General features: G+C 38.2%; 19 protein-coding genes and 3 pseudogenes. 16 read left to right on the top strand and 6 right to left on the bottom strand.

Features of this window, described 5'->3' with window-relative positions:
- The 12 genes and pseudogenes from F908_RS08995 to ahpF all read left to right on the top strand — a co-directional run bounded on the left by F908_RS08995 (position 1) and on the right by ahpF (position 12,890).
- A complete protein-coding gene (locus F908_RS08995) occupies positions 1-594 on the top strand; it encodes a CvpA family protein (protein WP_005160691.1) in 594 nt (197 codons plus the stop codon).
- A gap of 40 nt (positions 595-634) precedes the next feature.
- Positions 635-2,173, top strand: coding sequence for an amidophosphoribosyltransferase (purF, locus tag F908_RS08990; RefSeq protein WP_005160688.1), 1,539 nt, complete (start codon positions 635-637; stop codon positions 2,171-2,173).
- Positions 2,174-2,276: 103 nt separating this feature from the next.
- A complete protein-coding gene (locus F908_RS08985) occupies positions 2,277-4,166 on the top strand; it encodes a M48 family metalloprotease (RefSeq protein WP_171063562.1) in 1,890 nt (629 codons plus the stop codon).
- Between the two features lie 128 nt (positions 4,167-4,294).
- On the top strand, positions 4,295-5,095 hold the full coding sequence (locus F908_RS08980; RefSeq protein WP_005160682.1) for an undecaprenyl-diphosphate phosphatase: 801 nt from the start codon (positions 4,295-4,297) through the stop codon (positions 5,093-5,095).
- Between the two features lie 105 nt (positions 5,096-5,200).
- Positions 5,201-5,998: a PaaX family transcriptional regulator C-terminal domain-containing protein gene (locus F908_RS08975; protein WP_005160665.1), complete on the top strand. Its 798-nt coding sequence runs from the start codon at positions 5,201-5,203 to the stop codon at positions 5,996-5,998.
- 106 nt (positions 5,999-6,104) lie between these two features.
- The gene (locus F908_RS08970) at positions 6,105-7,088 is read left to right on the top strand and encodes a fatty acid desaturase family protein (protein ID WP_005160663.1); all 984 of its coding nucleotides are present in this window, start codon (positions 6,105-6,107) and stop codon (positions 7,086-7,088) included.
- A gap of 62 nt (positions 7,089-7,150) precedes the next feature.
- Positions 7,151-7,573, top strand: coding sequence for a PaaI family thioesterase (locus tag F908_RS08965; RefSeq protein ID WP_005160661.1), 423 nt, complete (start codon positions 7,151-7,153; stop codon positions 7,571-7,573).
- A 66-nt stretch (positions 7,574-7,639) separates the two neighbouring features.
- Positions 7,640-8,165: pseudogene (locus tag F908_RS15600) on the top strand (putative solute-binding protein); the annotation flags it as partial.
- Positions 8,166-8,338: 173 nt separating this feature from the next.
- Positions 8,339-9,115: a hypothetical protein gene (locus F908_RS08955; protein WP_005160657.1), complete on the top strand. Its 777-nt coding sequence runs from the start codon at positions 8,339-8,341 to the stop codon at positions 9,113-9,115.
- Positions 9,116-9,127: 12 nt separating this feature from the next.
- The gene (locus tag F908_RS08950) at positions 9,128-10,252 is read left to right on the top strand and encodes a toxic anion resistance protein (protein WP_005160655.1); all 1,125 of its coding nucleotides are present in this window, start codon (positions 9,128-9,130) and stop codon (positions 10,250-10,252) included.
- Positions 10,253-10,279: 27 nt separating this feature from the next.
- On the top strand, positions 10,280-11,197 hold the full coding sequence (locus F908_RS08945) for a hypothetical protein (RefSeq protein WP_005160653.1): 918 nt from the start codon (positions 10,280-10,282) through the stop codon (positions 11,195-11,197).
- 127 nt (positions 11,198-11,324) lie between these two features.
- Positions 11,325-12,890, top strand: coding sequence for an alkyl hydroperoxide reductase subunit F (gene ahpF, locus F908_RS08940; RefSeq protein WP_005160651.1), 1,566 nt, complete (start codon positions 11,325-11,327; stop codon positions 12,888-12,890).
- A 48-nt stretch (positions 12,891-12,938) separates the two neighbouring features.
- Here ahpF and F908_RS08935 read toward each other — a convergent pair whose 3' ends face one another.
- From F908_RS08935 to dnaE, 5 genes are all read right to left on the bottom strand, one after another.
- On the bottom strand, positions 12,939-14,957 hold the full coding sequence (locus F908_RS08935; RefSeq protein WP_005160649.1) for an esterase/lipase family protein: 2,019 nt from the start codon (positions 14,955-14,957) through the stop codon (positions 12,939-12,941).
- Between the two features lie 119 nt (positions 14,958-15,076).
- Complete coding sequence (locus tag F908_RS08930) at positions 15,077-15,976, bottom strand: ABUW_2363 family tetratricopeptide repeat lipoprotein (RefSeq protein ID WP_005160647.1); 900 nt, start codon at positions 15,974-15,976, stop codon at positions 15,077-15,079.
- A gap of 114 nt (positions 15,977-16,090) precedes the next feature.
- Positions 16,091-16,981, bottom strand: a complete 891-nt coding sequence (gene cysE, locus F908_RS08925; RefSeq protein WP_081399869.1) for a serine O-acetyltransferase — start codon at positions 16,979-16,981, stop codon at positions 16,091-16,093.
- A complete protein-coding gene (locus F908_RS08920; RefSeq protein ID WP_005160643.1) occupies positions 16,900-17,739 on the bottom strand; it encodes an RNA methyltransferase in 840 nt (279 codons plus the stop codon). Before F908_RS08920 ends, cysE begins: the two co-directional genes overlap by 82 nt.
- A gap of 13 nt (positions 17,740-17,752) precedes the next feature.
- On the bottom strand, positions 17,753-21,316 hold the full coding sequence (gene dnaE / locus F908_RS08915; protein ID WP_005160642.1) for a DNA polymerase III subunit alpha: 3,564 nt from the start codon (positions 21,314-21,316) through the stop codon (positions 17,753-17,755).
- Positions 21,317-21,531: 215 nt separating this feature from the next.
- Here dnaE and F908_RS08910 point away from each other — a divergent pair.
- Positions 21,532-21,990: pseudogene (locus tag F908_RS08910) on the top strand (tetratricopeptide repeat protein); the annotation flags it as partial.
- A 167-nt stretch (positions 21,991-22,157) separates the two neighbouring features.
- Here F908_RS08910 and F908_RS08905 read toward each other — a convergent pair.
- On the bottom strand, positions 22,158-23,588 hold the full coding sequence (locus F908_RS08905) for a pyridoxal phosphate-dependent aminotransferase (RefSeq protein ID WP_005160640.1): 1,431 nt from the start codon (positions 23,586-23,588) through the stop codon (positions 22,158-22,160).
- A 239-nt stretch (positions 23,589-23,827) separates the two neighbouring features.
- Between F908_RS08905 and msrB the strand changes: the two genes are divergently transcribed.
- The 3 genes and pseudogenes from msrB to F908_RS15595 form a co-directional block, all read left to right on the top strand.
- On the top strand, positions 23,828-24,247 hold the full coding sequence (gene msrB / locus F908_RS08900) for a peptide-methionine (R)-S-oxide reductase MsrB (RefSeq protein ID WP_005160636.1): 420 nt from the start codon (positions 23,828-23,830) through the stop codon (positions 24,245-24,247).
- Positions 24,244-24,732, top strand: a complete 489-nt coding sequence (locus tag F908_RS08895) for a glutathione peroxidase (protein WP_005160634.1) — start codon at positions 24,244-24,246, stop codon at positions 24,730-24,732. Before msrB ends, F908_RS08895 begins: the two co-directional genes overlap by 4 nt.
- A gap of 78 nt (positions 24,733-24,810) precedes the next feature.
- Positions 24,811-25,115 (top strand): annotated as a pseudogene (locus F908_RS15595) (IS4 family transposase); the annotation flags it as partial.

The following is a 25,115-nucleotide window of genomic DNA, read 5'->3' as shown; positions in this document are numbered from 1 at the left end:
ATGAACACACTTGATATCATCATCCTGATCATCTTGCTCATTGGAGGGCTGAACGGTTTGCGTCAAGGATTTATTAAAGCCTTTGCGAACTTGATCGGGTGGATATTCGCATTGGTCATTGGGGCTAAATACGCGGTCATTTGGGCACCTGCGATGAGCAGTCTAAGCCAAGACCCAGTTGTGCAAAAAATTGCTGCTTTTGCTTTTATTGTATTAGTCATCGTGATTTGCACGTGGGTGATTACCGCATTCCTGAATGGGCTCTTGAAAAGTTTAAAATTGGGCCCATTAAATCGTCTAGCAGGCGGTGCATTTGGTTCACTAAAAGGTTTATTAATTGTCTTGATTGCGATGCAGGGTGTCGGTCCTTGGGTGAATAGTTCACCACATTGGAAACAATCAAAATTTGTACAGATCTTATTGCCATACGCGCCATTAGCGACTGAAATATCAAAAGATGCTGCAAATGAAGCGATATATCAAATGACATCTGAAGGTGCGTTATTACATCGCCCTTCGACTGAAATGGAGGAGTCAGAACGTGCTTCAGTAGATCAACGTTCTGATCATTCAACGAAAAATCCTTTTTATTAATTGGGGTTAAACCCCGTTCCTAGCTTGTCGCGAGGTTGCTATGTGTGGAGTTGTTGGGATTGCCGGTAAATCGCCAGTAAACCAAATGTTATTTGATGCCTTGACGATGTTACAACATCGAGGACAAGATGCAGCAGGGATTGTAACTTGCCATCAAGGGCGTTTATTCCTCCGCAAAGATAATGGTATGGTGCGTGATGTATTCCATACCCGTCACATGCGTGCTTTGCTTGGTAACTATGGGATAGGACATGTTCGTTATCCAACAGCAGGTTCGTCAAGTAGTGCTGAAGCACAGCCGTTTTATGTAAACTCTCCATATGGTATTACCCTTGCACACAATGGTAACTTGACCAACGCCGCAGAAATTCATGATGATCTGTTTAAAACAGATTTACGTCACATGAATACTGATTCTGATTCTGAAGTCTTACTCAACGTATTTGCACATGAGTTACAGAAGATCGGTACACTCAACCCAACGCCAGAAAATATCTTCCACACCGTATCTCGTGTTCATGAGCGTTGTAAAGGTGCTTATGGTGTTGTTGCGATGATCACAGGTCATGGGCTTGTTGGTTTCCGCGATCCAAACGGGATTCGTCCTTTAGTTTACGGTTCTCGTGAAACTGAACAAGGCACTGAATATATCATTGCCTCTGAATCCGTTGCGATTACAGCGCTAGGTTTTAAAGTTGAGCGTGATATTGCACCAGGTGAGGCAATTTTCATTAATTCAAATGGTGAATTGTTTACCAAACAATGTGCAGTAAATCCAGAATATCGTCCATGTATTTTTGAATATGTGTACTTTGCTCGCCCAGATGCAACAATTGATGGCATCTCAGTTTATAAAGCTCGTTTAAAAATGGGTGAAAAGCTGGCGTATAAAATTTTGAAGGAATGGGGTGAAGAGCACGATATTGATGTGGTCATTCCAATTCCAGATACCAGTCGTACTTCAGCATTAGAATTGGCTAATATTTTGGGCGTGAAATTCCGTGAAGGTTTTATGAAAAACCGTTACATCGGACGTACCTTCATTATGCCAGGTCAACAGCAGCGCAAAAAATCAGTTCGTCAAAAGCTAAACCCAGTTGAGCTTGAATTTAAAGATAAAAATGTACTGTTAGTGGATGATTCGATTGTACGTGGTACAACGTGTAATGAGATTATTCAAATGGCACGTGATTCTGGCGCGAAGAAAGTATTCTTTGCTTCGGCTGCACCTATGGTGAAATATCCAAACGTGTATGGTATCGATATGCCAGCAAAATCTGAATTAATTGCTTCAGATCGTACAGTTGAAGAAATTCGTGAAATTATTGGTGCAGACCGTTTGATTTTTCAGGATCTTGAAGATTTGAAAAATGCGGTTCGTACCAGTAAAGTGCCTGATCTGAGAGAGTTTGATTGCTCTGTTTTTGATGGAGTCTATGTGGCTGGTGGGATTGATAATGACTATCTGATTAATCTCGAGCAGAAACGTAATGATTCAGCAAAAAAGAAAGCAGATGGTTATATTGATGTAAATATCGATGCTTCTTCTGTTGATTTAACAGGTATTAGAGAAGAGTAAGCATTTAAATCTATAGAAAAGCGGGAAATTCCCGCTTTTTTATTTTATGATATTTAAGGTTTCGAAGCCTCTAAGATCAACAATGTAATCGGGAAAATTTACATTGAAAGAAATGAGCCATTATTTAATTGAAAATAAAAATATTGCATGGTCGGTAAGTTTTTGCTTGCTCGCTATGTTGTCGACAGTTTTTATTCTCAATTTGATTTTGGGGTTGGTCGTTCATTTCTTTGACTACACTCAACCCATTTGGTGGCATGTTCTTAGTCCATATTTCATCTTTCTTTTATTCTTTGTGATGATTTGGTCGGTTGGTGCTGAGCTGTATGTTTTGCGTGAGGGCGGTCATTCACTGGCAAAACAATTAAAAGCACGACGTCTTGTTTTTGATGAAAGCACGCCTGAAGAAAGTACCGCATTAAAAGTCGTAGAGCAGGTTGCCCAAAGTTTTAAAATAGATACACCCGCTGTTTATGTACTTCCTGATGAAGTGGGGGTCAATGCTTTAACAGCAGGCTTCAAATCTCAAGATATTGTCATTATTTTAACGTGGGGTGCTTTACAAAATTTGGATGAGCTAGAGCTATATGGCTTATTAAGTTATGAATTCAACCAGATTTTATCAGGCGAAGCAGTCGAAAATACCAAATTAAAAATCTTATACAGTGGTTTAACCACCTTTAGTCAATGGGGGAGTAAATTAGCTCAAGCAGGCTACAATCCTTATGCAACCTCTTATCGAAACAAATTCGAAACTATTTTTGTTGCGATTGGTGGAGTGATTTGGCTGATTGGTAGTTTAGGCATCTTAATAACGCGTTTAATTAAATATTTGACCTTAAGTGGGCGAACCTTTCGTAATGACCTGAAAACTATGCGTTTGATGAATAATAATGCCAATATTCAAACCTTGTTACGTATCTATGTCCACCATTCAGGGTCGCAAATTCATAGTGCGTATTCAGAATCGATTTCACATATGTGTTTCGCAAATTCTCTTAGTCCGCAAAGTTGGATGAATATTCATCCAAGTATCAAAGATCGAATTTATGAACTAAATCCTACTTTGCTACAGGATTTGCAATTAGAAAATTTAAAAAAGCTACGTAATCGTCCTTTGTTTAGTCTGTTTCGTTCTTTGGAAGAAGAAATGACAGATATGACATTACCTTGGAGTTCTCCACAGCCTTTACCTTTATTACGTTTATCACCGATCAGTTTTGCCTTAAATGATGCAATTAAGCCTTTAAATTCTGAAATGCGGAAGAATAAAAAGCGCCCAGAATTGATACAAAGAGCGATGCAAACGGCGACAGGTTCAAGGGAAGTGATGGTTGCGATTTTGATGATTCGTCAATATCGTGAATTCATTCCTCAAGAAGCCGCTGTAAGTCATGCAATCGTAGATTCTTTATTGAATTTAGATGGTCGTATTCATGTTCAAATCTTCCATGATGCCTGTAAGAATATTGGACACATGCCGACAAGTATTGCTCGTCAATTTTTGACTAAATTGGCTTGTATTATTCAAGAAGACGGTGAAGTGGGTTTGCTTGATGCTTTATTGTTGGAGAGAGTAAAGCGTGAACTTAATCTTATGCCTGCACATTTACCAACATCATTTGAAGATGTGAAAGCACAAATTGTGCATTTAATTGATGCTTTATTGCATGTACAACAAATTAATAGTCCAAATCAGCTTGAGGTGCGTGAGCGAATTCTTCAGCAGATTTTAGCACCTGAAGAAATGCAGATTTATGCAGATATTTCTGATGAACCACTTGATTTAGCAGAAATTTTAAATGATGTTTCAGGCTTATTATTACGTGATCGCCTCAATATTTTAGCAATTGCAGAGCGATGTTTATGGAGCGATCGTATCATCACGCAAGATGAATTAGATGTTTTAGAGTTGCTTTATTGGCGTTTAGGATTCGATACACGTGAAGTTGTTGAACAAATGCAAAAGAAAAATAGTTTGATGATTATTTAATAATAAACTCGTATTAGAGCTAAAAAGATCAAGCTTAAAACGTTACGTGACAATCACATAAAATGATTTAATTTCAAGGTAAGCTTGCCTTTTATTTTAATCTTGAATTACCATTTTTTGAGTAAGTTATGCAGCATATTGAAATTTTAAAGGCTTTATTTTTAGGGTTTATTGAGGGTTTGACCGAGTTTTTACCGATTTCAAGTACGGGTCATTTAATTTTATTTGGTCACATGATCGACTTCCATTCTGACGATGGGCGTGTATTTGAAGTTGTCATTCAGCTTGGTGCAATTTTGGCTGTCTGTTGGTTATACCGACAAAAGATTTTTGATTTGGTTAAAGGTTTTTTTAGTGGTGATTCAGAAGCGCGTCATTTTGCTTTTAGCGTTTTAATTGCTTTTTTTCCTGCTGTCGTGATTGGTATTTTTGCAGTCGATTTTATTAAAAGCGTCCTATTTAGTCCACTTGTGGTCGCAATTGCACTGATTGTTGGTGGTCTGATTATTTTCTGGGTTGAATCCAAGAATTTTGATCATAAAACAACTGAAGCGACAAAAATTACTTACAAGCAAGCTTTTTTAGTCGGTTGTGCACAATGTGTTGCGATGATTCCAGGGACTTCTCGTTCTGGTGCTACCATTGTTGGAGGAATGTTCTCAGGCTTGTCTCGTAAAGCGGCAACAGAATTTTCTTTCTTTCTTGCGATGCCAACGATGTTGGGGGCTGCAACTTTTGATCTTATTCGTAATGCGGATGTATTGACACAAGATAATATGTTGAATATCGGGGTTGGTTTTGTTGCTGCTTTTATTTCGGCATTATTGGTGGTGAGCGCATTAGTTAAATTTGTTGAACGCCACACTTTACGTGTATTTGCTTGGTATCGGATTGTACTGGGTATAATTTTATTATTTGTTTTTCTATAAAAATAAAATCTCCCTTTTAGAAAAATTACTAAAAGGGAGAGATTCTAAGTTAAAATTCTTATTCTTTATTTCTTTTTTCATGTTTAGAACTGGTTCGATTGTAAGATGACAATAGCTAAAATGAATGCCCGAGATTTAATCATTGATTTACTGTTAGGGCTACAAGGTCGTGAGATCTCGATTAAACAAATTATTATCGCAGCGAAGCTTTTTGAGATTAGCGAAAATAGTATTCGTGTCGCAGTAACCCGATTATCTAGTGATGGGGTGATTGAAGCGATTGAGCGGGGTATATATCAATTTACGGCTAAATCACACGAATGGGCCGATGTAATGTTGAACCGTAAAAACGGAATTAAACAAACAAAACAATGGGATCACCAATACTTAGCTGTCTTTACGGGTGAATTAGGGCGGGTTGATCGTACAGCTTTAAACCGCCGAGAACGCGCATTAAAGCACTTCGGTTTTAAAGAGTTAGAACAAGGTATTTATATTCGCCCTGATAATTTAGCCATTTCTTTTAAAGAGGTATTTTTGGGATTACAAGCTTCTGGCTTAGAAAAAAGCGCCAAAATTTGCCAAATTAATCATTTCGACACCACAACATTAAATAAAATTCCGAAGCTTTGGCCCACTCAAACACTTAACCAAAACTATAAAAAATATAGTCAAATGATTCAAAAGTGGTTGGAGACAGTTGAGCAATTAAGTTTAGATATTGCTGCTAAAGAATCGCTATTGCTTGGTCGGCAGACCATTTCTTTGCTGATGAATGATCCATTATTGCCTGAGGATTTTGTTGATGTTCATTTACGTGATCAATTTGCGTTAAGTGTTCAGCAATTGGATCAGACTGGACTGGAATTGTGGCAACGATTCTATGAAATTAGTTTAGTATAAATATTACTAAAAAATTAATTTTAATGTATTGACAGAAATATTACTTAATCTAAAATAAAAATTATATTTATGTATCTATGAAAATAAAAAATTGTAGGGTAGGGATATGAATACACGTACATCAATAAGTGATTTGTTCACCAGAGAAGAAATCACAGAATTGACAACAAAGTCAGATTTACACGGTAGTTGGGCTGTTTTATCAACTTGGGCAGTCATTGGTGGAACCTTCGCTGCGGTTGCCAGTACATGGGAGTATTTACCTGTCTGGGGCAAATTACTGATGTGTATAGCTGCATTGGTAATATTAGCGGGTCGTCAACTTGCGCTTGCAATCATTATGCACGATGCTTCACACCAAAGCTTGTTTAAAACCAAATGGCTGAATGATATTGCCACTGATTGGCTTTGTGCTCGCCCAATCTGGAATGATTTAAAGAAATATCGTGCCCATCATTTACGCCATCACAGTAAAACTTCTACCGTAGAGGATCCTGATCTGTCTTTGGTAGAGGGTTTTCCAACTTCGAAGAAATCGTTAATGCGTAAGTTTTTCCGTGATGTTTCTGGAATAACAGGATTAAAATTCGCACTTGGACGAGTGCTTATGGATGTTGAGAAAATGGAGTGGACGGTATCTAACGACCGTCGTTGGATTTCTCAAGAGGGACGCCATTGGGTCGACTATCCAAAAGCATTTCTAAAAAATAGTGGTGGTGCAATAGCAACAAATGCTGCTTTGTTTTCAATATTATGGGCAGCCGGTCATCCTAAATTGTATGCGCTTTGGATATTGGCATATTTAACACCATTTCCATTATTTTTACGTGTTCGTTCGATGGCAGAACATGCAGGTATGCCAACCAGTAATAGTGCATTAACCAATACACGGTCTACAAAAGCAGGTTATATTGCTCGTGCTTTAGTTGCACCTATCCATGTCAATTTCCATAAAGAACATCACTTAATGGCAACAGTTCCATATTTTAAGTTACCTAAAATGCACCAGATGTTATTAGAGCGTGGGCATGTTCCTGAGCCTCCTAGTTACTGGCAAGTCTTAAATGAACTTTCAGATCAAGCTGATTAAATGTTTGTTTATAGTTTTAGTCATAATTTAAAAATAATCTAAGTCATTTGGGATGTATTGTTATGGCACTTAGTAAGCATGAAATTACTCGTTTTTTGGCACAGGAATTTCCTCAAGCACTCGAAAAAACTAGTATTGAAGAGATTAGCCCTAAAGGGGCACAGTTACTTTATAAAATCGATCAGAACGATTTACGTCCAGGTCAAACTGTATCAGGTCCAACCTTGATGTTGGTGGCTGATTTCGCGCTTTATGTTGCGATTATGGGACATTTAGGTCTAATTGCTATGGCTGTTACAACCAACATGACCATTAATTTTTTTCGTAAACCGAATGGAAATCAAGATATTAAAGCTGAGTGTAAATTAATCAAAGTTGGTAAAACATTAGTTACAGGTGAAGTGTGGTTATATTCTTTGGATGATGAAGAACCAGTTGCGCATGTGATTGGAACATATGCGCTTCCACCGCGAATAGCTCAGTAATTATTTGATTAATTAGAATTGTTTAAAACGGTCTTGTTTAGAGAGTAATTGAATGGAAATTCCTAAGATTTGAAACTTAGACAATGTGATGGTGCGATTATTAGTGGTTTGCGTGGTCGCCAATTCAATAAATATGTAGCATCATTGGATGCAATTGGTGCATGAATAGACTTAAAAACAGCAATACTTGCCTATCAATGATTGTTGCTTATGAACCCTTTGAACTCTATAAAGGTTTTGGGATAAAGGTGGAATCGTAAAATTTCCATTAACACAAATTTCAGCAAATTTTATTATTCGAAAGGATAAGTTTCCTGAAGGATTTGGGCAAAAGTCTCGTGAATGGGTAGCGGGTCAACTTGAGGGTACTTTTAATATCATCGCAAAATATGAAAAAGAAATTCCTGAAAAATATTGAATGAACATTCCCCCACCCCCCGAAGAACAGCTTAATTATATGAAAATGATGCACGAAGCTCGTATTTCTTTAACCAAAGCAGGTATTTATGATCCTAAAATGATGAACTTTCTGAAAAAAGTGCGTTGTAAGCAAAATCCAAATAGTTTTGAATACGCTCTGAATGATGAATAAAGCATCGTTTACAATTCTGAAAACCTCTTTATTCATTGTAATTAAGAGGTTTTTTATTCATTCCAAAATGTTAAATTTTAAAAAACATAACAACATTTAAGTATGCGAAAGAGTAAGAACATGCTAAAACTAATTATGTTCAAATTTATTTGTTCTTACTATACTCGGCTAATATGACGCAATCGTTCGACTTCATACCTTTATCGCAAATTGAATCAAATCAAGAACATATTTTAGCGATTAAACGTAATGATTTACTTCCTCTACTCAATGATCCACATCGTTTGAATCATTATGCCGATCATTTAGTTCAAGCTCAAAGTGTATTACTGAATGGTGTTGACCCTAGATTGAATCAGCAATTGAGTGAAGTGATTACCCAGATTATTCAGCAACTTTCAATTTCCAAAAAACATTTAGGTGGTCGTCGTTTTAACGCGTTGCAAAAATGGTTAGGTATAGATGTTGAATACGATGCTGGTCAAGTAAAGTTTGTCAAAGATCTTGAGCGTTTAATCAATGAAGCAAATCATTTAAGTCAGCGCTTACAGATCGAAATCCAAAAATCGCAATCACGACTACAGCAAGCTTTAGGTTTGAGAGAACAGATGGCCGCTTATATCCGCGCCGCTGATGAATTTTTAAGAGAATATCCTCAATTTACTCAACAGCAAAAGCTTGACCATTTTGTTGAACGGCTCTCAAAAAAAATAAACACCTTACACACCTTACAAACGAGTAATGATATTGCGATGAAACAAATGCAGTTATCACAAGAGTTATCTTTTGGCTTGCTAGATCGATTTAAAGAAGCACAACAGGTTTTGATTCCTGCATGGCAATATCACGTTAAACAAAGTACAGCATCGACTTCAACAAATACACTTGATCAGCTTGATAAAAGTCGAGAAGATTTAATTAAAAATTTGAAAAAATCATTACAGAAATAAGAGGGACAAAAGATGTCAGATTCAGAACTTAGCAAATTATCTCATGAGCTTGAAGTAAAGCCTGAGCAACGTTTTGAACAGTTGAATTTAAAAGATTTAGGATTGCAACCACATGATCTTGCAGAAGTAATGGATGCACATAAAGAATTGGCAGATATCAGTACCACAGTGGTAGCTGAATATGGCAAAAATATTGCCAGTAAAACTTCAACTTATACCGATGAACTGTTAAATCTGGTTCAGAATAAAGATTTGGATACGACTGGACAAAAACTTAATGAGGTCGTGCAAGTCGCACAGCAATTGAATACTTCAAGTATTTTGAATAAATCAAAAAGCTCTGGGTTTTTTGGCGGTTTACTGAGTAAGTTTAAAAATGCTAAACAAAATTTTGATCAGCATTTTAATACCACTAAAGAGCAGATTGATGTATTGGTCAAAGAAATTGAAAGTTCTCAATCGGGGTTGAAAGCTCGGGTTGGAACCTTAGATAAAATGTTTGATGCGGTACAGGATGAATATAAACAGCTTGGTGTTTATATTGCTGCAGGACAATTAAAACAGCAGGATATTCAGCAACAGATCTCAATGCTCACATCAAAAGAGCAGGATCAACAAACGATGCAACAGATTTATGATCTTAATCATTTGGCGAATAATCTTGAGAAAAGAGTCAGTGATTTGCAGGTTTTGCAACAATCTGCAATGCAGACTTTGCCGATGATTCGGATCATCCAGTCGAATAATTTAATGTTGGTAGATAAGTTCTATGCCATTAAGAACATTACGCTACCTGCATGGAAAAATCAGATTAGTCTGGCGATTTCATTACAAGAGCAAAAGAATAGTGTCCAGTTAGCAAAAGCGATTGATGACACAACGAATGAATTATTACGCCGTAATGCTGAATTATTGCATCAAAACTCAGTCGATACTGCGAAAGCGAATCAACGTTCAGTGATTGATGTAGAAACACTTGAACATGTACAAAACACCCTCATTAAAACAGTAAATGATGTGATTCAGATCCAGAAAGAAGGGATGCAAAAGCGTGCGGAAGCGACAACACGTTTACGTGCTTTGCAAGAGAACTTAAATCATTTAGTGCTTGAGCATAGCCAGCCACCTAAATCTTGATATTGTTAATTTTTGAAGGAAAAATCATTGTCACCCATAAACGATTTTAGTGTACAACCGATTGACCAACGTTTAGATGCATTAAAAAAACGTCAACGTCATTTAATGATCTGGTTCGTTTTAGCCTGTACATTGGTCGTTATTACAGTTGCATCGTTATTTTTGCAAAAAGAATTTATCTATCGGTTCTTTGATCTTTCCACGCATGTTCAGGCATTAGATTTGCCTTATCATGTTCAAGAATTGGTGCCATTTAAACAACCAGTCGATTATTTTTTTAATTTATTATCATGGTTTGGTTGGTTGTTTCTAAAAATTTTGGTTTCGTTTATTGGGGCATTTTTATTGCTCAGTTGGATGAAGAAATTTAAGTTTTTTCAACAACGTTTCCAAGCATGGACACAGCGTATTCTAGCTTGGATTATTGCCTTTATTTTGCTTTGGTCCAGTCTGAGCTACATTCAATACGATTGGAAAGATGAAACCAAACAGGCGTATCAACAATGGATGAGTTATCAAAATAATATTGTTGAAAGTCAAATTGCTCAAGATTTACAGCAGGCCAACATTTCATCGACTGAAAAAGCCTATGTGTTGGCACAAGTGGCTTTATTGCATCAGCCTGTCGATCGTAAAACTGCCAATGTCTATGTGAATCAATTGATTGTCGCTGAGAAGAATAACCCGATTCAGTTTAAACAATATGATTTTAAGCCTGAACAGTTATGGGTTATGCAGCAGCAGCTCTACGGTAAGAGTATCACCTCAATTACTCAGCCCTTAGATCTGCGTGCACAACAAGCCGAACGTATTTCTCAGATTGTGAATGTAATTTTATGGGGCTTGATTATGTTGGTTGTTGCTTTAAGCACCATTTTGTATGTACTCGCTAAGCAATTGAAAAATCGTCATATGCGCATTAATCAAAAGCTTGATGTCTCTTAAATCTTAATTCGGTTTATCCGATTAAATTTATAAAAACATACTGTTTTACCTATTTATTAGTTTTGCATACTATAGCTTCATTGAATGAATTTAGCTGATTTGAACTGCTTAGAATTTGGAGAAATACATGTTAGATCAAAATATTAAAACTCAATTAAAAGCTTACTTAGAACGTTTAGAAAGTCCAATCGAGTTAGTGGCTGCTTTAGATGAATCCGATAAGGCTGCAAAAATCAAAGAACTCGTGACCGAAATTGCTGAACTTTCTGATCAAGTTACGGCGCGTTTTGATGGTTCAAACGCTCGCCGTCCTAGTTTCGGTGTGGCTAAAGCAGGTGAACAACCTCGCGTGTTCTTTGCTGGTCTACCAATGGGACATGAGTTCACCTCTTTGATCTTGGCATTGTTACAAGTTTCAGGTTATGCACCGAAGGTATCTGATGAGGTGTTAAATCAGATTAAAGGTTTGAACTTAAAATCAAACTTTGATGTGTTTGTATCTTTGAGTTGTCACAACTGTCCAGATGTGGTTCAGGCTTTGAACTTAATTGCGATCTATAACCCAGATGCAACTGCGACCATGATTGATGGTGGTTTCTTCCAAGAAGAAGTTGAAGAACGCAAAATCTTAGCTGTACCGATGGTGTTTCAAGACAATGAACATATTGGACAAGGTCGTATGACTTTGGAAGAAATCGTGGCGAAGCTAGATACCAACTCAGCTGAAAAAGATGCCGCAGCACTCAATGCCAAAGATGCTTTTGATGTATTGGTGATTGGTGGTGGTCCTGCAGGTGGTACAGCAGCGATCTATGCAGCACGTAAAGGGATCAAAACAGGTATCGTGGCTGAACGCTTTGGTGGTCAGGTCATGGATACTATGGACATTGAAAACTTCACCACGGTTCAAAAAACTGTAGGTCCAAAGTTTGCTCAAGATATGGAAGCCCATGTACGTGAGTACGGTGTGGATATCATGAATTTACAACGTGTCAGCAAGATCACAGGTGCAGATCAGACAGCCAATGGTCTGGTTGAAGTTGAATTGGAAAATGGGGCTAAGCTTGAATCGAAAACCATTATTCTTTCAACAGGCGCACGTTGGAGAGAAATGAATGTACCGGGTGAAGCAGAATACCGTACCCGTGGTGTAGCGTACTGCCCACACTGTGATGGCCCATTATTCAAAGGCAAACGTGTTGCGGTGATTGGTGGTGGTAACTCTGGTGTAGAAGCAGCGATTGACCTTGCAGGAATTGTGGAGCATGTGACGTTGGTTGAGTTTGATACCAAGCTTCGTGCAGATCAAGTGTTGCAAGACAAATTAAACAGCTTGCCGAATACCACTGTGATTTTGAATGCGCTCAGTACTGAAGTGGTCGGAGATGGTGCTCAAGTGACGGCGTTGAAATACAAAGATCGCGCGACTGATGTTGAACATACAGTTGAGCTTGCAGGAATCTTTGTGCAGATTGGTTTATTACCAAACACAGATTTCTTGAAGAACAGTGCGGTTGAACTCAGCAATCGTGGTGAGATTGTGATCAATGATCGTAATGAAACCAATGTCAAAGGTGTATTTGCTGCGGGTGACTGTACCACCGTGCCTTACAAGCAAATCATCATCGCGACAGGTGAAGGTGCCAAAGCGTCTCTATCCGCTTTTGATTATATGATTCGCTCTGATGTGTAAATGATTTGATTAAAAAAGCCCCAATTGTTTGGGGCTTTTTTATTATGCTTAATTCTTCGGTTTATATAAACCATGATCAACTAAATGTTGGCGTAAGATGCGACGAAGTTCTAACACAGCTTCGGGCGTTTCTTGAATAGAGTGACCACCCGTGAAGATCTTCTCGGAAACAGCACCATCTAAATGTGCACTCTTATAAGGAACAATCCCATCTGTAATGACATTTGGATCATCACTTTTAGTAATATTGCCCATAATAGAATGAAAAACTAAGCCTTTTTCGGGTGGGATACTAGCTGTCAGTTCCATAAATTTAGATTTTTTACTTAGATCACTTGGTCCATTTTGAATGACATCATTCGTTAGTGTTTTGACAAAGTCTTTTAAATCAACATCATAACTGGTCAGCGTATCTGCAAGGGTCGTTAAGAAAGTTGCAGGAATTTTAATAATTTTTCTTGCTGCTAAAGTAAACCATCGGTCTGCATAATCTGTACCTCGGTGTGGTGCTGCGAGAAAAATAGCTCGATCAAAATTTTCAATTGGTTTCATTTTGAGTCTTTCACCAATGACAGGGTGTTTTCTTAGACGTGTTTGTTGGCGATTATTCATCAATTCTAAAGCTTGTTTAGAAATATCTGCATCACTCACTAAAAGTCGACTAATAATTCCACCCATGCTATGCCCAATTAAAACTGCATCTTGGGCTGCTGCATCTTTGGGATTAAGTGAACCAAATGCTTGTTTTAATAAAGCATAAATTTGAAAACGGCTTTCCAAAATTGGCATATTGGTAGAGTAAAAAATTTGCCAAACTTGATAATGTTCTCTTAATATTGCATCACCCATAATGTCATTAGTTACCGCAATCCATGCTTCAGGGCTACTTGCTAGACCATGTACTAATACAATGATTTTCTTATTCGGGTTATAGGGTTCCAGCATGTATATATGCGGCATTGCCAAATGCTGATCGCGGTCAATTAAGGTCAAATATGCAGCCGCACCTAAATTGTTTTCTGCTAGCCATAAACCATAGGGTGCAGAAAAATTTGCTGCTAATGAATATGGTTTACCTGCAATCTCTACTTTCTCAACGCTATAAGGATCATAAACCTTAATTTCAAAATTCGGGTTTGTTAAAACATCTTCTATCGTTGCATTCGATTTTTTAGGTTGAGCAATAATTGTTGCTGCTAAATAACGTGCTTTATGAATATTCGGATTTATCCCTTTAGGATAATCATGCGTTAAAGGATTAAGAATATATTTATTTTCTTGTGATGATGAGTCGGTCGATGGAAAAACTGCGACAAAATCAGAACCGAAACCATCACGGCGGTTAATCGCCCTTAATCCAGAAAAATTCATGTTATAACTGGAAATGAATTTTTCCAGTTTCATATTTTGTAGGCGTTGATATGCTTGAATATCAATTGTATAAGTACTTTTTCCAATTTTAATCGTTGGGGTAAGATTGGTCGATGGATTCCTTAAACGATGACCATTCACCAATTGAGTAAGTGCCTGATTGTAGAAATCTCGAATTTGTACTTGGCGGTTATCAAAAAGTCGTTCTTGTGGCTGACGTGATGTTTTGAATAAATAGGCATAACTATAACGAATACTTTTATCCAAAGCTTCAAGCTGCTGATCTAAACAACGTTCATAATTTTGCTGAATGAGCTTTTGTTCATCAGCAGGTTTGTGTTTAGACAATTTACTGATTTTACATTCTGATGAGTCCGACAGTGACATGGCTTTAGCAAGATATAGTTCACTGGCTGTCGACAATAATTGTTCGTCTTGAATCTGAGGAATTTTGTGTAGATCTGCAATGCATTCATTCGGAGATTGCATACAAATTTTTGCTTCTTTACCTGACATCGATAAGACATTCAGGCTTGCTTCACTTAACTTTTTCTGAGTTACTATACTATTACGTTCATTGGCTAGGGTGACATCAACCGCTTGTTGCTTGAGGCTAACGACCTGACAGCCATTTAAAGCAATAGTTGATAACAGCGTAAAGGCAAATAGATATTTGTTTGAATTAGATGCTTGCATTATCAAGGAGCAAATTTAGCTGGAAGATTCTAGCTATAATACGAAAAAAAGATGTTTTTTCAATCAACTTAAAAAAATAGACTGTTCTGAACAGTCTATTTTTACAAAATCACAAATCTTTAATTTAGGACTTGCCAAACATTCCAACGTTTTCCAGATTCAACTTCTTTGATAAGTTGATCTGCAACTTCGGCTTCATCAGGATAATTAATTTTATAATTTTTGAGTGTTTGAATCGCATTTTTCTTTTGCTCTAACCATAAATAGTTATTTGCGGCAGAAAGATAGGCTTCTTGTACACCGCCTTTAATCGCTTTATCTAGATATGGAATCGCTTCACGTTGACCGCCACCTTCAGATAGACCAAAACCAAACCAGAAATTAGTTTCAGGGTCATTTGGGCTAATCGCAAGAATACGCTGTGCGTAGTTGAGTGATTTGGTTGTATAGGCTGTACCTAAGTCCATATTACGTGCCATAACGCTTGCTTTAAATGCACGAGTAAGTACATCCAGAGAAGCATTCGGCTTTTCTGCTAAAGCATCAAGTTTCTGCGTAATTTCACGAAGTTTTGCCTCATAACCTTTACGTTCTTGGCGTTCAGTAAAACGTGGTGGGTAGTGACGCGCTTTACCTTCAACCAATTGAAGAAAATCATCAATTTCAGTGACATCTACTTCATTATCGCCAGCAAGCACCGCATATTTCATATTACGTTGCTTCTGATCAATCGTAGGGACGATTAATTTATTCACCTCAAGGGTGGTTGATTTTGATGGGTCACCTTGAAGTGAAACAACCATTTTTGTTACAGGTTGAGCCGATGCATATTTAATTGCAACTTCAAAGCTTGGTGGAGCATCATATTTAACTGGATTTAAAGCGTAAAATGGGGGAGTTGGATCAGGTTCTTTGAATACAAAAGGTTCAGCAGCTTTTTCTTTTTTTACTGGCGTAGTACCACAAGCTGTTAAAAAAGAAGTTGAAAGTACAAGAAGTGCCAAAGGCTTAAAATTCATGCTTTACATCCATTAATTTTAGTGAATTAACTAGGTCGATCGTTGGTTTTACCAGTCTAGGAAAAGCAAAACCAACTTGCAACGAGAAGCTTGTTACATTTTTTATAAATTGGATTAGTTCGAAGAAGTTTTGCTCTGAGCTTCACATTCACGTCTAACTTCTTCAATAATTTTAAGTTCTTCTTTACTAAATGGCTGGGTCTTCTGTTTTTGACCGTTAAATGTTGGGTCTAGTAGCGAGAGGCGCTGGCAAAGGGTATTCATGCGCTTTTCATTTTGCTGCATCCGATCCAGTAAAACACGAATACCTTCTAAAATTGGGTCTGACTGATCCTGAGTGGTGGCATAAGGTTGGAAACCGATGCTTTCAGCATAATCACGGCGGCGTGCTTCATCCTGCTCAATCTGGGTTTTATCCTTGAAAATGTATCGTGCAGGGTTGCCAACGGCGGTTACGCCCTCAGGAACTTCTTTGGTGATGACTGCATTTGAGCCAACTTTTGCACCTTTATGGACGGTAAAGGGACCGAGGATTTTAGCACCTGCACCCACCACCACACCATCTTCAAGCGTGGGGTGGCGCTTGCCTTTATTCCATGTTGTGCCGCCAAGCGTTACTCCATGATAAAGCGTGACATCATCACCAATTTCAGCTGTTTCACCAATCACCACACCCATACCATGATCGATAAAAAAGCGTTTACCAATTTTTGCGCCAGGATGGATTTCAATTCCTGTGGCAAAGCGGCTAAATGAAGAAAGTAAACGTGCTGTACCTTTGTACTCTTTTTTCCAAAGCTCATGTGCCATACGATGCATGATCAAAGCATGAATACCCGGATAGGTGGTTAGAACTTCGAGTGTATTTCGAGCAGCAGGATCACGTGCAAATACAGCCTCGATATCTTCTTTAAGCTGTTTAATCATTGGGCATGATCCTCCGAATTGGTTTGTTTCCATGAGCCTTTGGCTAAAGCCTGTACGCGGCTGAAGATTCCGCGCAATAAATGATATTCCATACGATCTAATTGTATCCTTCCGAACAGTCGACGCAAGCGTAATGGAAGTAAACGAGGATTATTTGGATCTAAAAATTCGATTTCAGTCAGCATTTTTTCTAGATGAGGATAGAATTCTTCCATTTGTTTTTGTGTTACTAATGGCTCATCCCATTCCATGCTCTGTTGTTGTTTAAGTTGCATGTGATCATCTGGAACAACAGTCATTTGTTGCGTATTTTGTTCGAGTGCAGCCATTCTCAACTCATAACAAATGACTTGAATCGCTTGTGCGACATTTAAAACACCATACTCAGGATTAACTGGGATGGTTAAGTGATAATTGGCTAAAGCAAGTTCTTCATTGGTGAGACCACGGTCTTCACGACCAAAAACAATAGCGATATTTTGTTGTTGAGTTGCAGCTTGTAACGCTTCTTTTGCAGCAGGACGTACGTCCAGTAACGGCCATGGAATGGTACGACTACGTGCGCTGGTTCCAAACACGAGATGACAGTCTTGAATAGCTTGTTCTAAAGTATCAACGATCTCAATTTTTTCAATTAAATCCTGTGCACCTGCGGCTAAAGCATCAATATCTGGGTGTGGATAGGTTTTAGGCGCAACTAAAACGAGTTGAGATAAACCCATCGTTTTCATTGCGCGTAAGGCACTACCAATATTGGCTGGTAGGGTGGTATTGACCATCACAATACGCACATGATCCAAGTGTTTGGACACGTTATTTGAGTCAAACAGATTCATATATCATCCAAAATTAAGAGTATTGAGAGATTTCAGCTTGATACAGATCAAGCGCTTCATCCATAGACATGTTTTCAGGTGGTGGTGCAACTGTCGTTACTTTAGGCGCTTCTGCTACTTTTGCAGCTTTTGACTTCACTTGATATTCAATAAAAATCGCGTCCTTACCAAAATAATCACGTAGCTTGCCTAGCAATTCATCTAAAGGTGCGACTTTCCATTGCGGACCTAGATGCAACTCTGCTGTCGCAAAGCTTTGTTCAAGTTGGATTTGTAAAGCAATATGCTGACACATATCGACATTGCAATAAGGTAATAAAATTGCCTGTAAATCTTTGGCTAAAGATTTGGTCATTAAATCTTGAGGGAGACGAATTTGAATACTTTGGGCTCGCTTTTGGCGGATTTCATTTAAATTAAACGCTTTACTTAAACGCGCCATTGGGCGATCAAAGCCTTCACGTTCGTAGATTTCGCCTTCGATAACAATGACTTGTTCTAGACGAACGATTTCTTTATAACGTTGAAAACGCTCATGATTACAGCTGATTTCCACACGAGCAGTACCATCATCTAGTGTAATCATGATACGGTTCGGGAAGTTGGCAATATCAACGACTAAACCAGCAAAGACGGTCGTGACACCACGACGAGTAGGTGTTAGTTCATTTAATTTTGCTGGAATAAACGATTTTAATTCTGGACGATAGACATCAATCGGATGACCAGTGAGATACAATCCAAGCGTATCTTTTTCACCTTTAAGGCGAACTTCGTCTGACCACGGTTTCACAGGTTTAGCAGGTTTGCGTTGAACTTCTTCAACTTCACCAAATAAATCCATGATACCCGTCTCACGGTTACTTCGTGCTTGTTCAGCCGCTTGAACAGCTTCAGGCAATTGAGCCATTAAGCTTGAGCGTTCAATGCCTAAACAATCCAATGCACCTGCACGAATTAAGGCTTCTAAGGTACGTTTATTGATTTTTTTCAGGTCGATTCGATGACAGAAATCAAATAAATCCTTGTATGGACCTTCATTGATGCGTGAGTCGATGACCGATTGCATCGCTTGTTCGCCGACACCTTTAATTGCACCGAGACCATAAACAATAGTTTTCTCATCACTGGCATGGAAATGATACAAAGACATATTTACGGAAGGCGGTAGCACTTCTAATTTATTATTACGGCAGTCATCAATTAAAAATACGATACTGTCAGTATTCTGCATTTCTGATGATAAAACCGCCGCCATAAATTCTGAAGGATAATGTGCTTTTAACCATGCAGTGTGATAGGCAACAAGGGCATAGGCTGCAGCATGTGATTTGTTAAATCCATAACCTGCGAACTTTTCCATATAGTCGAAGATATGGTTTGCTGTCGCTTCATCAATCTCTTTTTTTGCAGCACCTTCAATAAAGATTTGGCGCTGTTTAACCATTTCTTCAGGTTTCTTTTTACCCATGGCACGGCGAAGTAAATCTGCACCACCAAGTGTATAGCCTGCGCAGAACTGTGCTGCCTGCATCACCTGTTCTTGGTAAACCATAATCCCGTAGGTAGGTTCAAGTACGCTTTCTAGCAATGGATGTAGATATTCGAACTCACCACCATGCATACGATGGATAAAGTCTGGAATTAGATCCATTGGACCGGGGCGGTATAAAGAAACGAAGGCAATAATTTCTTCAAATTTACTCGGTCTTGCTTCCTTGAGCATTTTTTTCATGCCGACGGATTCAAACTGGAACACCGCAGTTGTATTGGCGTTCGCAAAGACTAAATAAGCATCCTTGTCATCTAATGGAACATTTGCAATTTCGAGAGGAATTTCAGATTTGATTCTTTTATTAATATTTTGAACGGCATCTTCAATAACTGTGAGGTTACGCAAACCTAAGAAGTCAAATTTAACCAGACCTGCAGCTTCAACATCATCTTTATCGTATTGCGCAACACGACTTGTTCCATCTGCTTCACACAGTACCGCTGAATAATCGGTAATTTTTCCGGGTGCAATGACTACACCACCTGCGTGTTTCCCTGTGTTTCGTGTAATGCCTTCGAGCTTAAGTGCCATTTCCCAAATTTCAGCAGCATCGTCATTATCAGGGTTTGATGGGTTGGTCACGATGTCTTTGAGCTGTGGTTCCATGTCAATCGCAGTGACTAGATCAACGCCAAGCGGCTTGGTCGGAATCATTTTGGAAATACGGTCAGCCAGACCATAAGACTTACCTAAGACACGTGCAACATCTCGGATTGCGCCTTTTGCAGCCATCGTACCAAAAGTCGCAATCTGTGAAACGGCTTCACGACCGTAGTTTTGTGCGACATATTCGATCACTCGGTCACGACCTGCAATACAGAAATCGACGTCAAAATCGGGCATTGAGACACGTTCAGGGTTTAAGAAACGTTCGAAAAGCAAATCATAACGTAATGGATCAAGGTCAGTAATTTTTAAACTGTAGGCAACTAATGAACCAGCACCCGAACCACGGCCAGGACCTACAGGCACACCATTATTTTTGGCCCATTGAATAAAGTCCATGACGATCAGGAAGTAACCCGGAAAACCCATTTTTAAAATAATATCAACTTCGTACTTGATACGATCATCATAAGGTTTACGAATTTCAGCCCAATCTTCATCACGTTCAGCAATAGGGTAAAGGTGATTTAAGCGTTCCTCTAAACCTGTACGAGATAAATGTTCGAAATAGGTGTCGATGGTATAACCATCTGGGATCGGGAAATCAGGTAAGAAATAAGTACCGAGCTGTAAGGCAACATTACAGCGTTTTGCAATTTGATAAGTGTTTTCAATCGCGCTTGGAATGTCTGAGAACAGCTCAGACATTTGCTCACCAGTTTTAAAATACTGTTCAGAGCTATAATTCTTAGGACGTTTATCGTCACCAAGGACATAACCATCGGCAATACACACACGTGCTTCATGTGCTTCAAAATCATCTTGTTCAACAAAGTGAACATCATTATGTGCAACGACACCAATTTGATATTTAGCAGCGAGTTTAACGGCTTGTTGAATAAAATCTTCTTCACCAACACGTTCAGTACGTGTTAAAGCTAAATAAACACGATTACCAAACTTTTCAATCCATGCTTCTAACAAAGGTTCTGCTTTTTGTGGATTGGATGAACAAAGCATTTTGCCAACATCACTATGCTGTCCAAGCAATACAATTAAATCTTCTGATTGTTCAAGTATCCATTCTTTTTGTACGCATGGGATACTAAGTTGTTGTCCTTCAATAAAGCCCCGAGATACGATTTCGGTTAGATTTCGCCAACCTTTACTGCTCATAGCTAATAAGGTTGCGCGGTGCTCTGCGTCATTCAGTCGAATGACACTGCCTAAAACAGGTTTAATGCCTTTTTTTAAACAAGCTTCATAAAATTTCACCGCAGCGTGCAAGTTGGATAAGTCTGTTAATGCAAGCGCAGGCATGTCATCTTTAACGGCAGCTTTGACCAAATCAGGTATGCGAACAATCGATTCCGTAATCGAAAATTCTGTATGGATACCGAGATGAACAAACCGCATAGAAGGACTATCCTTTTTCAAAGCAACGCATAGTTTAGCATGCAAACCGAAAATGGCATGCTTAATATTTTGGCAAACTGTCTATTTGTTCTGTGCTTTTTATAAATTAATAAAAATTAACTTTTGATTTATATGGAAATATAAATATACATTTACTTAAGTTGTTTGACCGCTAGAATGTATCTGCATAAAAATGTACCAAAGCGGGTTCAAGAATGAAATTAAAGAATATCGTATTTTCAATATTATTAAGTATGAGCGCAATTTCTTTAGCTCAAGCTGAGGATGTATCTTTTAGCCAAGAACTCGTTCAACAAGCAAAAAGCGGTGATGTGATTGCCCAAAATAATCTTGGAGATGCTTATTATTATGGAAATGATGTCGATCAAGATTTTGGTAAAGCATTAGAGTGGTTCAAAAAGGCGGCTGCAAAGGGAAATGCTGATGCACTTTTTTCTGTAGGGTATATGTATGATTATTGCGAAGGGGCTGAAGAAGATAATCCCACAGCGTTAAAGTGGTATACACAGGCGGCACAAAAAGGGCAATTATACGCTCAGTATTATATACCTCTATGGTGATGACGGTGTTAGCATTAATACTAAAAAGGCTTGGAATGGATGACCAAATCTGCTGATGCGGGATTAGATCTTGCACAAACTGAATTAGGTCATTGAAGTTGCCATAAAAAAGTAACCATGTGTACGTCTGTTTTAATTTCATCTATAAACAAGCTAAGCCTAATTTTCTAAAAGAATTTTTCGCATGTTTATTTTGAATACTCAACTTATTCATCTTAAAAAAAGGAAGCGATTTGCTTCCTTTTTATTGCCAATTTTGCTTAACGCATTTTCGCCAAGAAACGGCTTAAACGATTAATTGCTTCACGTAGCTCATTTTCAGCAGGTAAGAACACTACTCGGAAATGATCTGGGCTTGGCCAATTAAAACCTGTACCTTGAACCAACAAAACTTTTTCAGCCTTTAATAAATCCAACATCAATTTCTCATCGTCTTCAATCGGATAGATCTCAGGGTCTAGTTTTGGGAAACAGTACATTGCTCCGTCAGGCTTAACACAGCTTACGCCAGGAATCTCATTTAACATTTCCCATGCAATATTACGTTGTTCATACAGACGACCGCCTGGACGAATTAAATCATTGATAGACTGATAGCCACCGAGTGCAGTTTGAATTGCGTATTGTGCTTGATGATTCGCACACAAACGCATTGAAGCAAGCATGTCTAAACCTTCAATATAGTCTGCAGCACGTGATTTATCACCTGTGATCGCCATCCAACCTGCACGATAACCAGCAATACGATAGGCTTTTGATAAACCATTAAATGAAATGCAAAGTTGATTGCCAGCCAAAGCTGCAACAGCAACATGCTCAATGCCGTCATAAACGATTTTGTCGTAGATTTCATCTGCAAACAAAATTAAGTCATGCTTTTTAGCTAAAGCAACAATTTGCTGCAATACATGACGTGGGTAAACAGAACCTGTTGGGTTGTTTGGATTGATAATGACAATACCACGCGTATTTGCTGTGATTTTGCTTTCCATATCCGCAAGATCAGGATACCAATAGTTTTCTTCATCACATTTATAATGAACAGCTTTACCACCAGACAGATTAACTGCTGCTGTCCATAATGGATAGTCAGGCATAGGAACGAGCATTTCATCGCCATCGTTTAATAAGCCTTGCATCGCCATCACAATCAGTTCAGACACGCCATTTCCGACATACACATCATTAACGTGCATATCAAAAACGCCTTTTTGCTGATAATACTGGCAAATGGCTTTACGCGCAGGGAAAATCCCTTTGGAGTCTGTATAACCAATCGCATTCGGTAGGTTTAATGCAACATCATTGATAATTTCTTGTGGAGCTTCAAAACCAAAAGGTGCAGGGTTGCCGATATTGAGCTTAATGATTTTGTGTCCTTGCTCCTCCATTTCATTGGCGGCGCGTAATACTGGTCCACGAATGTCGTAGCAAACATGCTCAAGTTTCGATGATTTCTTAATTTCACGATTTGATTGAGCAGAGTGGGATGTAACAGTATTTTTAGACATAGCTGGATTCACTTTTGCATATCGGTATAAATAACTTTTAAAGGTTTCGACACTTACCAAATCTAGATCATGTTGATCTCTAAGTAATTCAACAATTTTCTCATAGGTAAAACCTGATTGTTGATATTGTTTGATTGTTGGTAAGAGTTTTTGAAAAACCACACTTTTTTTCTGAGACATTTTTTGTCCTATACAACCGTGCCAAACAAGAATAACACTATCTTTGCTTACGAGAAAGATAGTTTTGTTAAAATTTGCTTACCTTTAAATTTAAAATTGCTTTCTTTTTGCTATTAAAAAATTAATGCTTAAATTTCACTAAATTGTACGTTATGAGACTAGAGTTTTTGTTATGAATGGCGTAAATATAAAACCTGATCATCGAGATATTTTTAACATCAGAATAAAAGGTGTAGGTTATGGGAAAAGTCAATAAAACAGAGCGGGAATGGCAAAGAGAACTATCACCAGAAGAATATCGTATTACTCGTCAGAAAGGCACAGAACCAGCATTTACAGGGCAATATTGGAATAACAAACAGCATGGTATTTATGTCTGTCGATGTTGTGGTGCAGAACTCTTTTCATCTGAAACGAAATACGATAGCGGTTGTGGATGGCCAAGTTTTTATAGACCAATTGATGCTGTTGCAATAGAAGAACATGAAGATTTATCGCATGGTATGGTCAGAACGGAAATCGTCTGCCATGATTGCGATGCACATTTGGGTCATGTGTTTGAGGATGGTCCACAGCCGACAGGACTGCGTTATTGCGTGAATTCGGCATCATTACAACTTAAAACAGAAGAAAAGAATGACGAGGAAACCTATCCATGAGTAACATTTATCAGTTTGAAGCTGAATTGTTAGAGGGAGAAACAAAGGCGCTCGCTGATTATAAAGGCAAGGTCATGCTGATTGTGAACACCGCAAGTAAATGCGGTTTCACTCCGCAATTTGCAGGACTCGAGAAGCTTTACGAAAAATATAAAACTCAAGGATTAGAAATTTTAGGGTTTCCTTGCAATCAATTTGGAGGGCAAGATCCAGGGACAAATAAGGAAATTGGGAATTTTTGTCAAAGGAACTATGGTGTAACTTTTCCAATGTTTGCAAAGGTTGATGTGAAAGGGCCGGAAGCACACGTTATTTTTAGATTTTTGACACGTGAGGCAAAAGGTATTTTGGGTAGTCAAAATATCAAATGGAACTTCACAAAGTTCTTGGTTGGTCGTAATGGTGAAGTTTTGGGGCGATATGCACCAACCACTAAACCTGAAGCTTTAGAAGCTGATATAGAGAAAGCTTTAGCGAAAAAGTAACAATAATCTTTGTACACGACAAAAAAAGACAACTCATTGAAATAATGGCATAATACTTGTTTTCTGACGACGAATATGATGACACATTTCAATGAGTTACATCTCATCTTAAACAAATATCTAAAGTGGAACAAGTCACGTGTAAAATGTTTTACACTGATTATGCTTGCATTAATTGTAAAACAGACATGTAATCTTTCTTCTGCATCTAAAGCCTTACCCATCAAGTGCTTACCACAATCATTTTATCGACGTATACAACGCTTCTTTGCAGATCAGTACTTCGATTATCGTCAAATTTCTCAGTTAATTTTCAATATATTTTCATTCGATAAAGTCCAATTAACTTTGGATAGAACCAACTGGAAATGGGGAAAACGAGA

Source organism: Acinetobacter sp. NIPH 284, assembly GCF_000369425.1.
Lineage (GTDB): Bacteria > Pseudomonadota > Gammaproteobacteria > Pseudomonadales > Moraxellaceae > Acinetobacter.
This window is presented reverse-complemented; position numbering and strand designations above follow the sequence as displayed.

Excerpts from the sequence above, each read along its gene's own strand:
- F908_RS08975 (WP_005160665.1), top strand. The coding sequence starts at position 5,201 with ATGACAATAGCTAAAATGAATGCCCGAGATTTAATCATTGATTTACTG.
- F908_RS08955 (WP_005160657.1), top strand. The coding sequence starts at position 8,339 with ATGACGCAATCGTTCGACTTCATACCTTTATCGCAAATTGAATCAAAT.
- purF (WP_005160688.1), top strand. The coding sequence starts at position 635 with ATGTGTGGAGTTGTTGGGATTGCCGGTAAATCGCCAGTAAACCAAATG.
- F908_RS08930 (WP_005160647.1), bottom strand. The coding sequence starts at position 15,976 with ATGAATTTTAAGCCTTTGGCACTTCTTGTACTTTCAACTTCTTTTTTA.
- F908_RS08950 (WP_005160655.1), top strand. The coding sequence starts at position 9,128 with ATGTCAGATTCAGAACTTAGCAAATTATCTCATGAGCTTGAAGTAAAG.
- F908_RS08935 (WP_005160649.1), bottom strand. The coding sequence starts at position 14,957 with ATGCAAGCATCTAATTCAAACAAATATCTATTTGCCTTTACGCTGTTA.
- F908_RS08970 (WP_005160663.1), top strand. The coding sequence starts at position 6,105 with ATGAATACACGTACATCAATAAGTGATTTGTTCACCAGAGAAGAAATC.
- msrB (WP_005160636.1), top strand. The coding sequence starts at position 23,828 with ATGGGAAAAGTCAATAAAACAGAGCGGGAATGGCAAAGAGAACTATCA.
- dnaE (WP_005160642.1), bottom strand. The coding sequence starts at position 21,316 with ATGCGGTTTGTTCATCTCGGTATCCATACAGAATTTTCGATTACGGAA.
- F908_RS08920 (WP_005160643.1), bottom strand. The coding sequence starts at position 17,739 with ATGAATCTGTTTGACTCAAATAACGTGTCCAAACACTTGGATCATGTG.
- F908_RS08895 (WP_005160634.1), top strand. The coding sequence starts at position 24,244 with ATGAGTAACATTTATCAGTTTGAAGCTGAATTGTTAGAGGGAGAAACA.
- F908_RS08965 (WP_005160661.1), top strand. The coding sequence starts at position 7,151 with ATGGCACTTAGTAAGCATGAAATTACTCGTTTTTTGGCACAGGAATTT.
- ahpF (WP_005160651.1), top strand. The coding sequence starts at position 11,325 with ATGTTAGATCAAAATATTAAAACTCAATTAAAAGCTTACTTAGAACGT.
- F908_RS08980 (WP_005160682.1), top strand. The coding sequence starts at position 4,295 with ATGCAGCATATTGAAATTTTAAAGGCTTTATTTTTAGGGTTTATTGAG.
- F908_RS08995 (WP_005160691.1), top strand. The coding sequence starts at position 1 with ATGAACACACTTGATATCATCATCCTGATCATCTTGCTCATTGGAGGG.
- F908_RS08905 (WP_005160640.1), bottom strand. The coding sequence starts at position 23,588 with ATGTCTCAGAAAAAAAGTGTGGTTTTTCAAAAACTCTTACCAACAATC.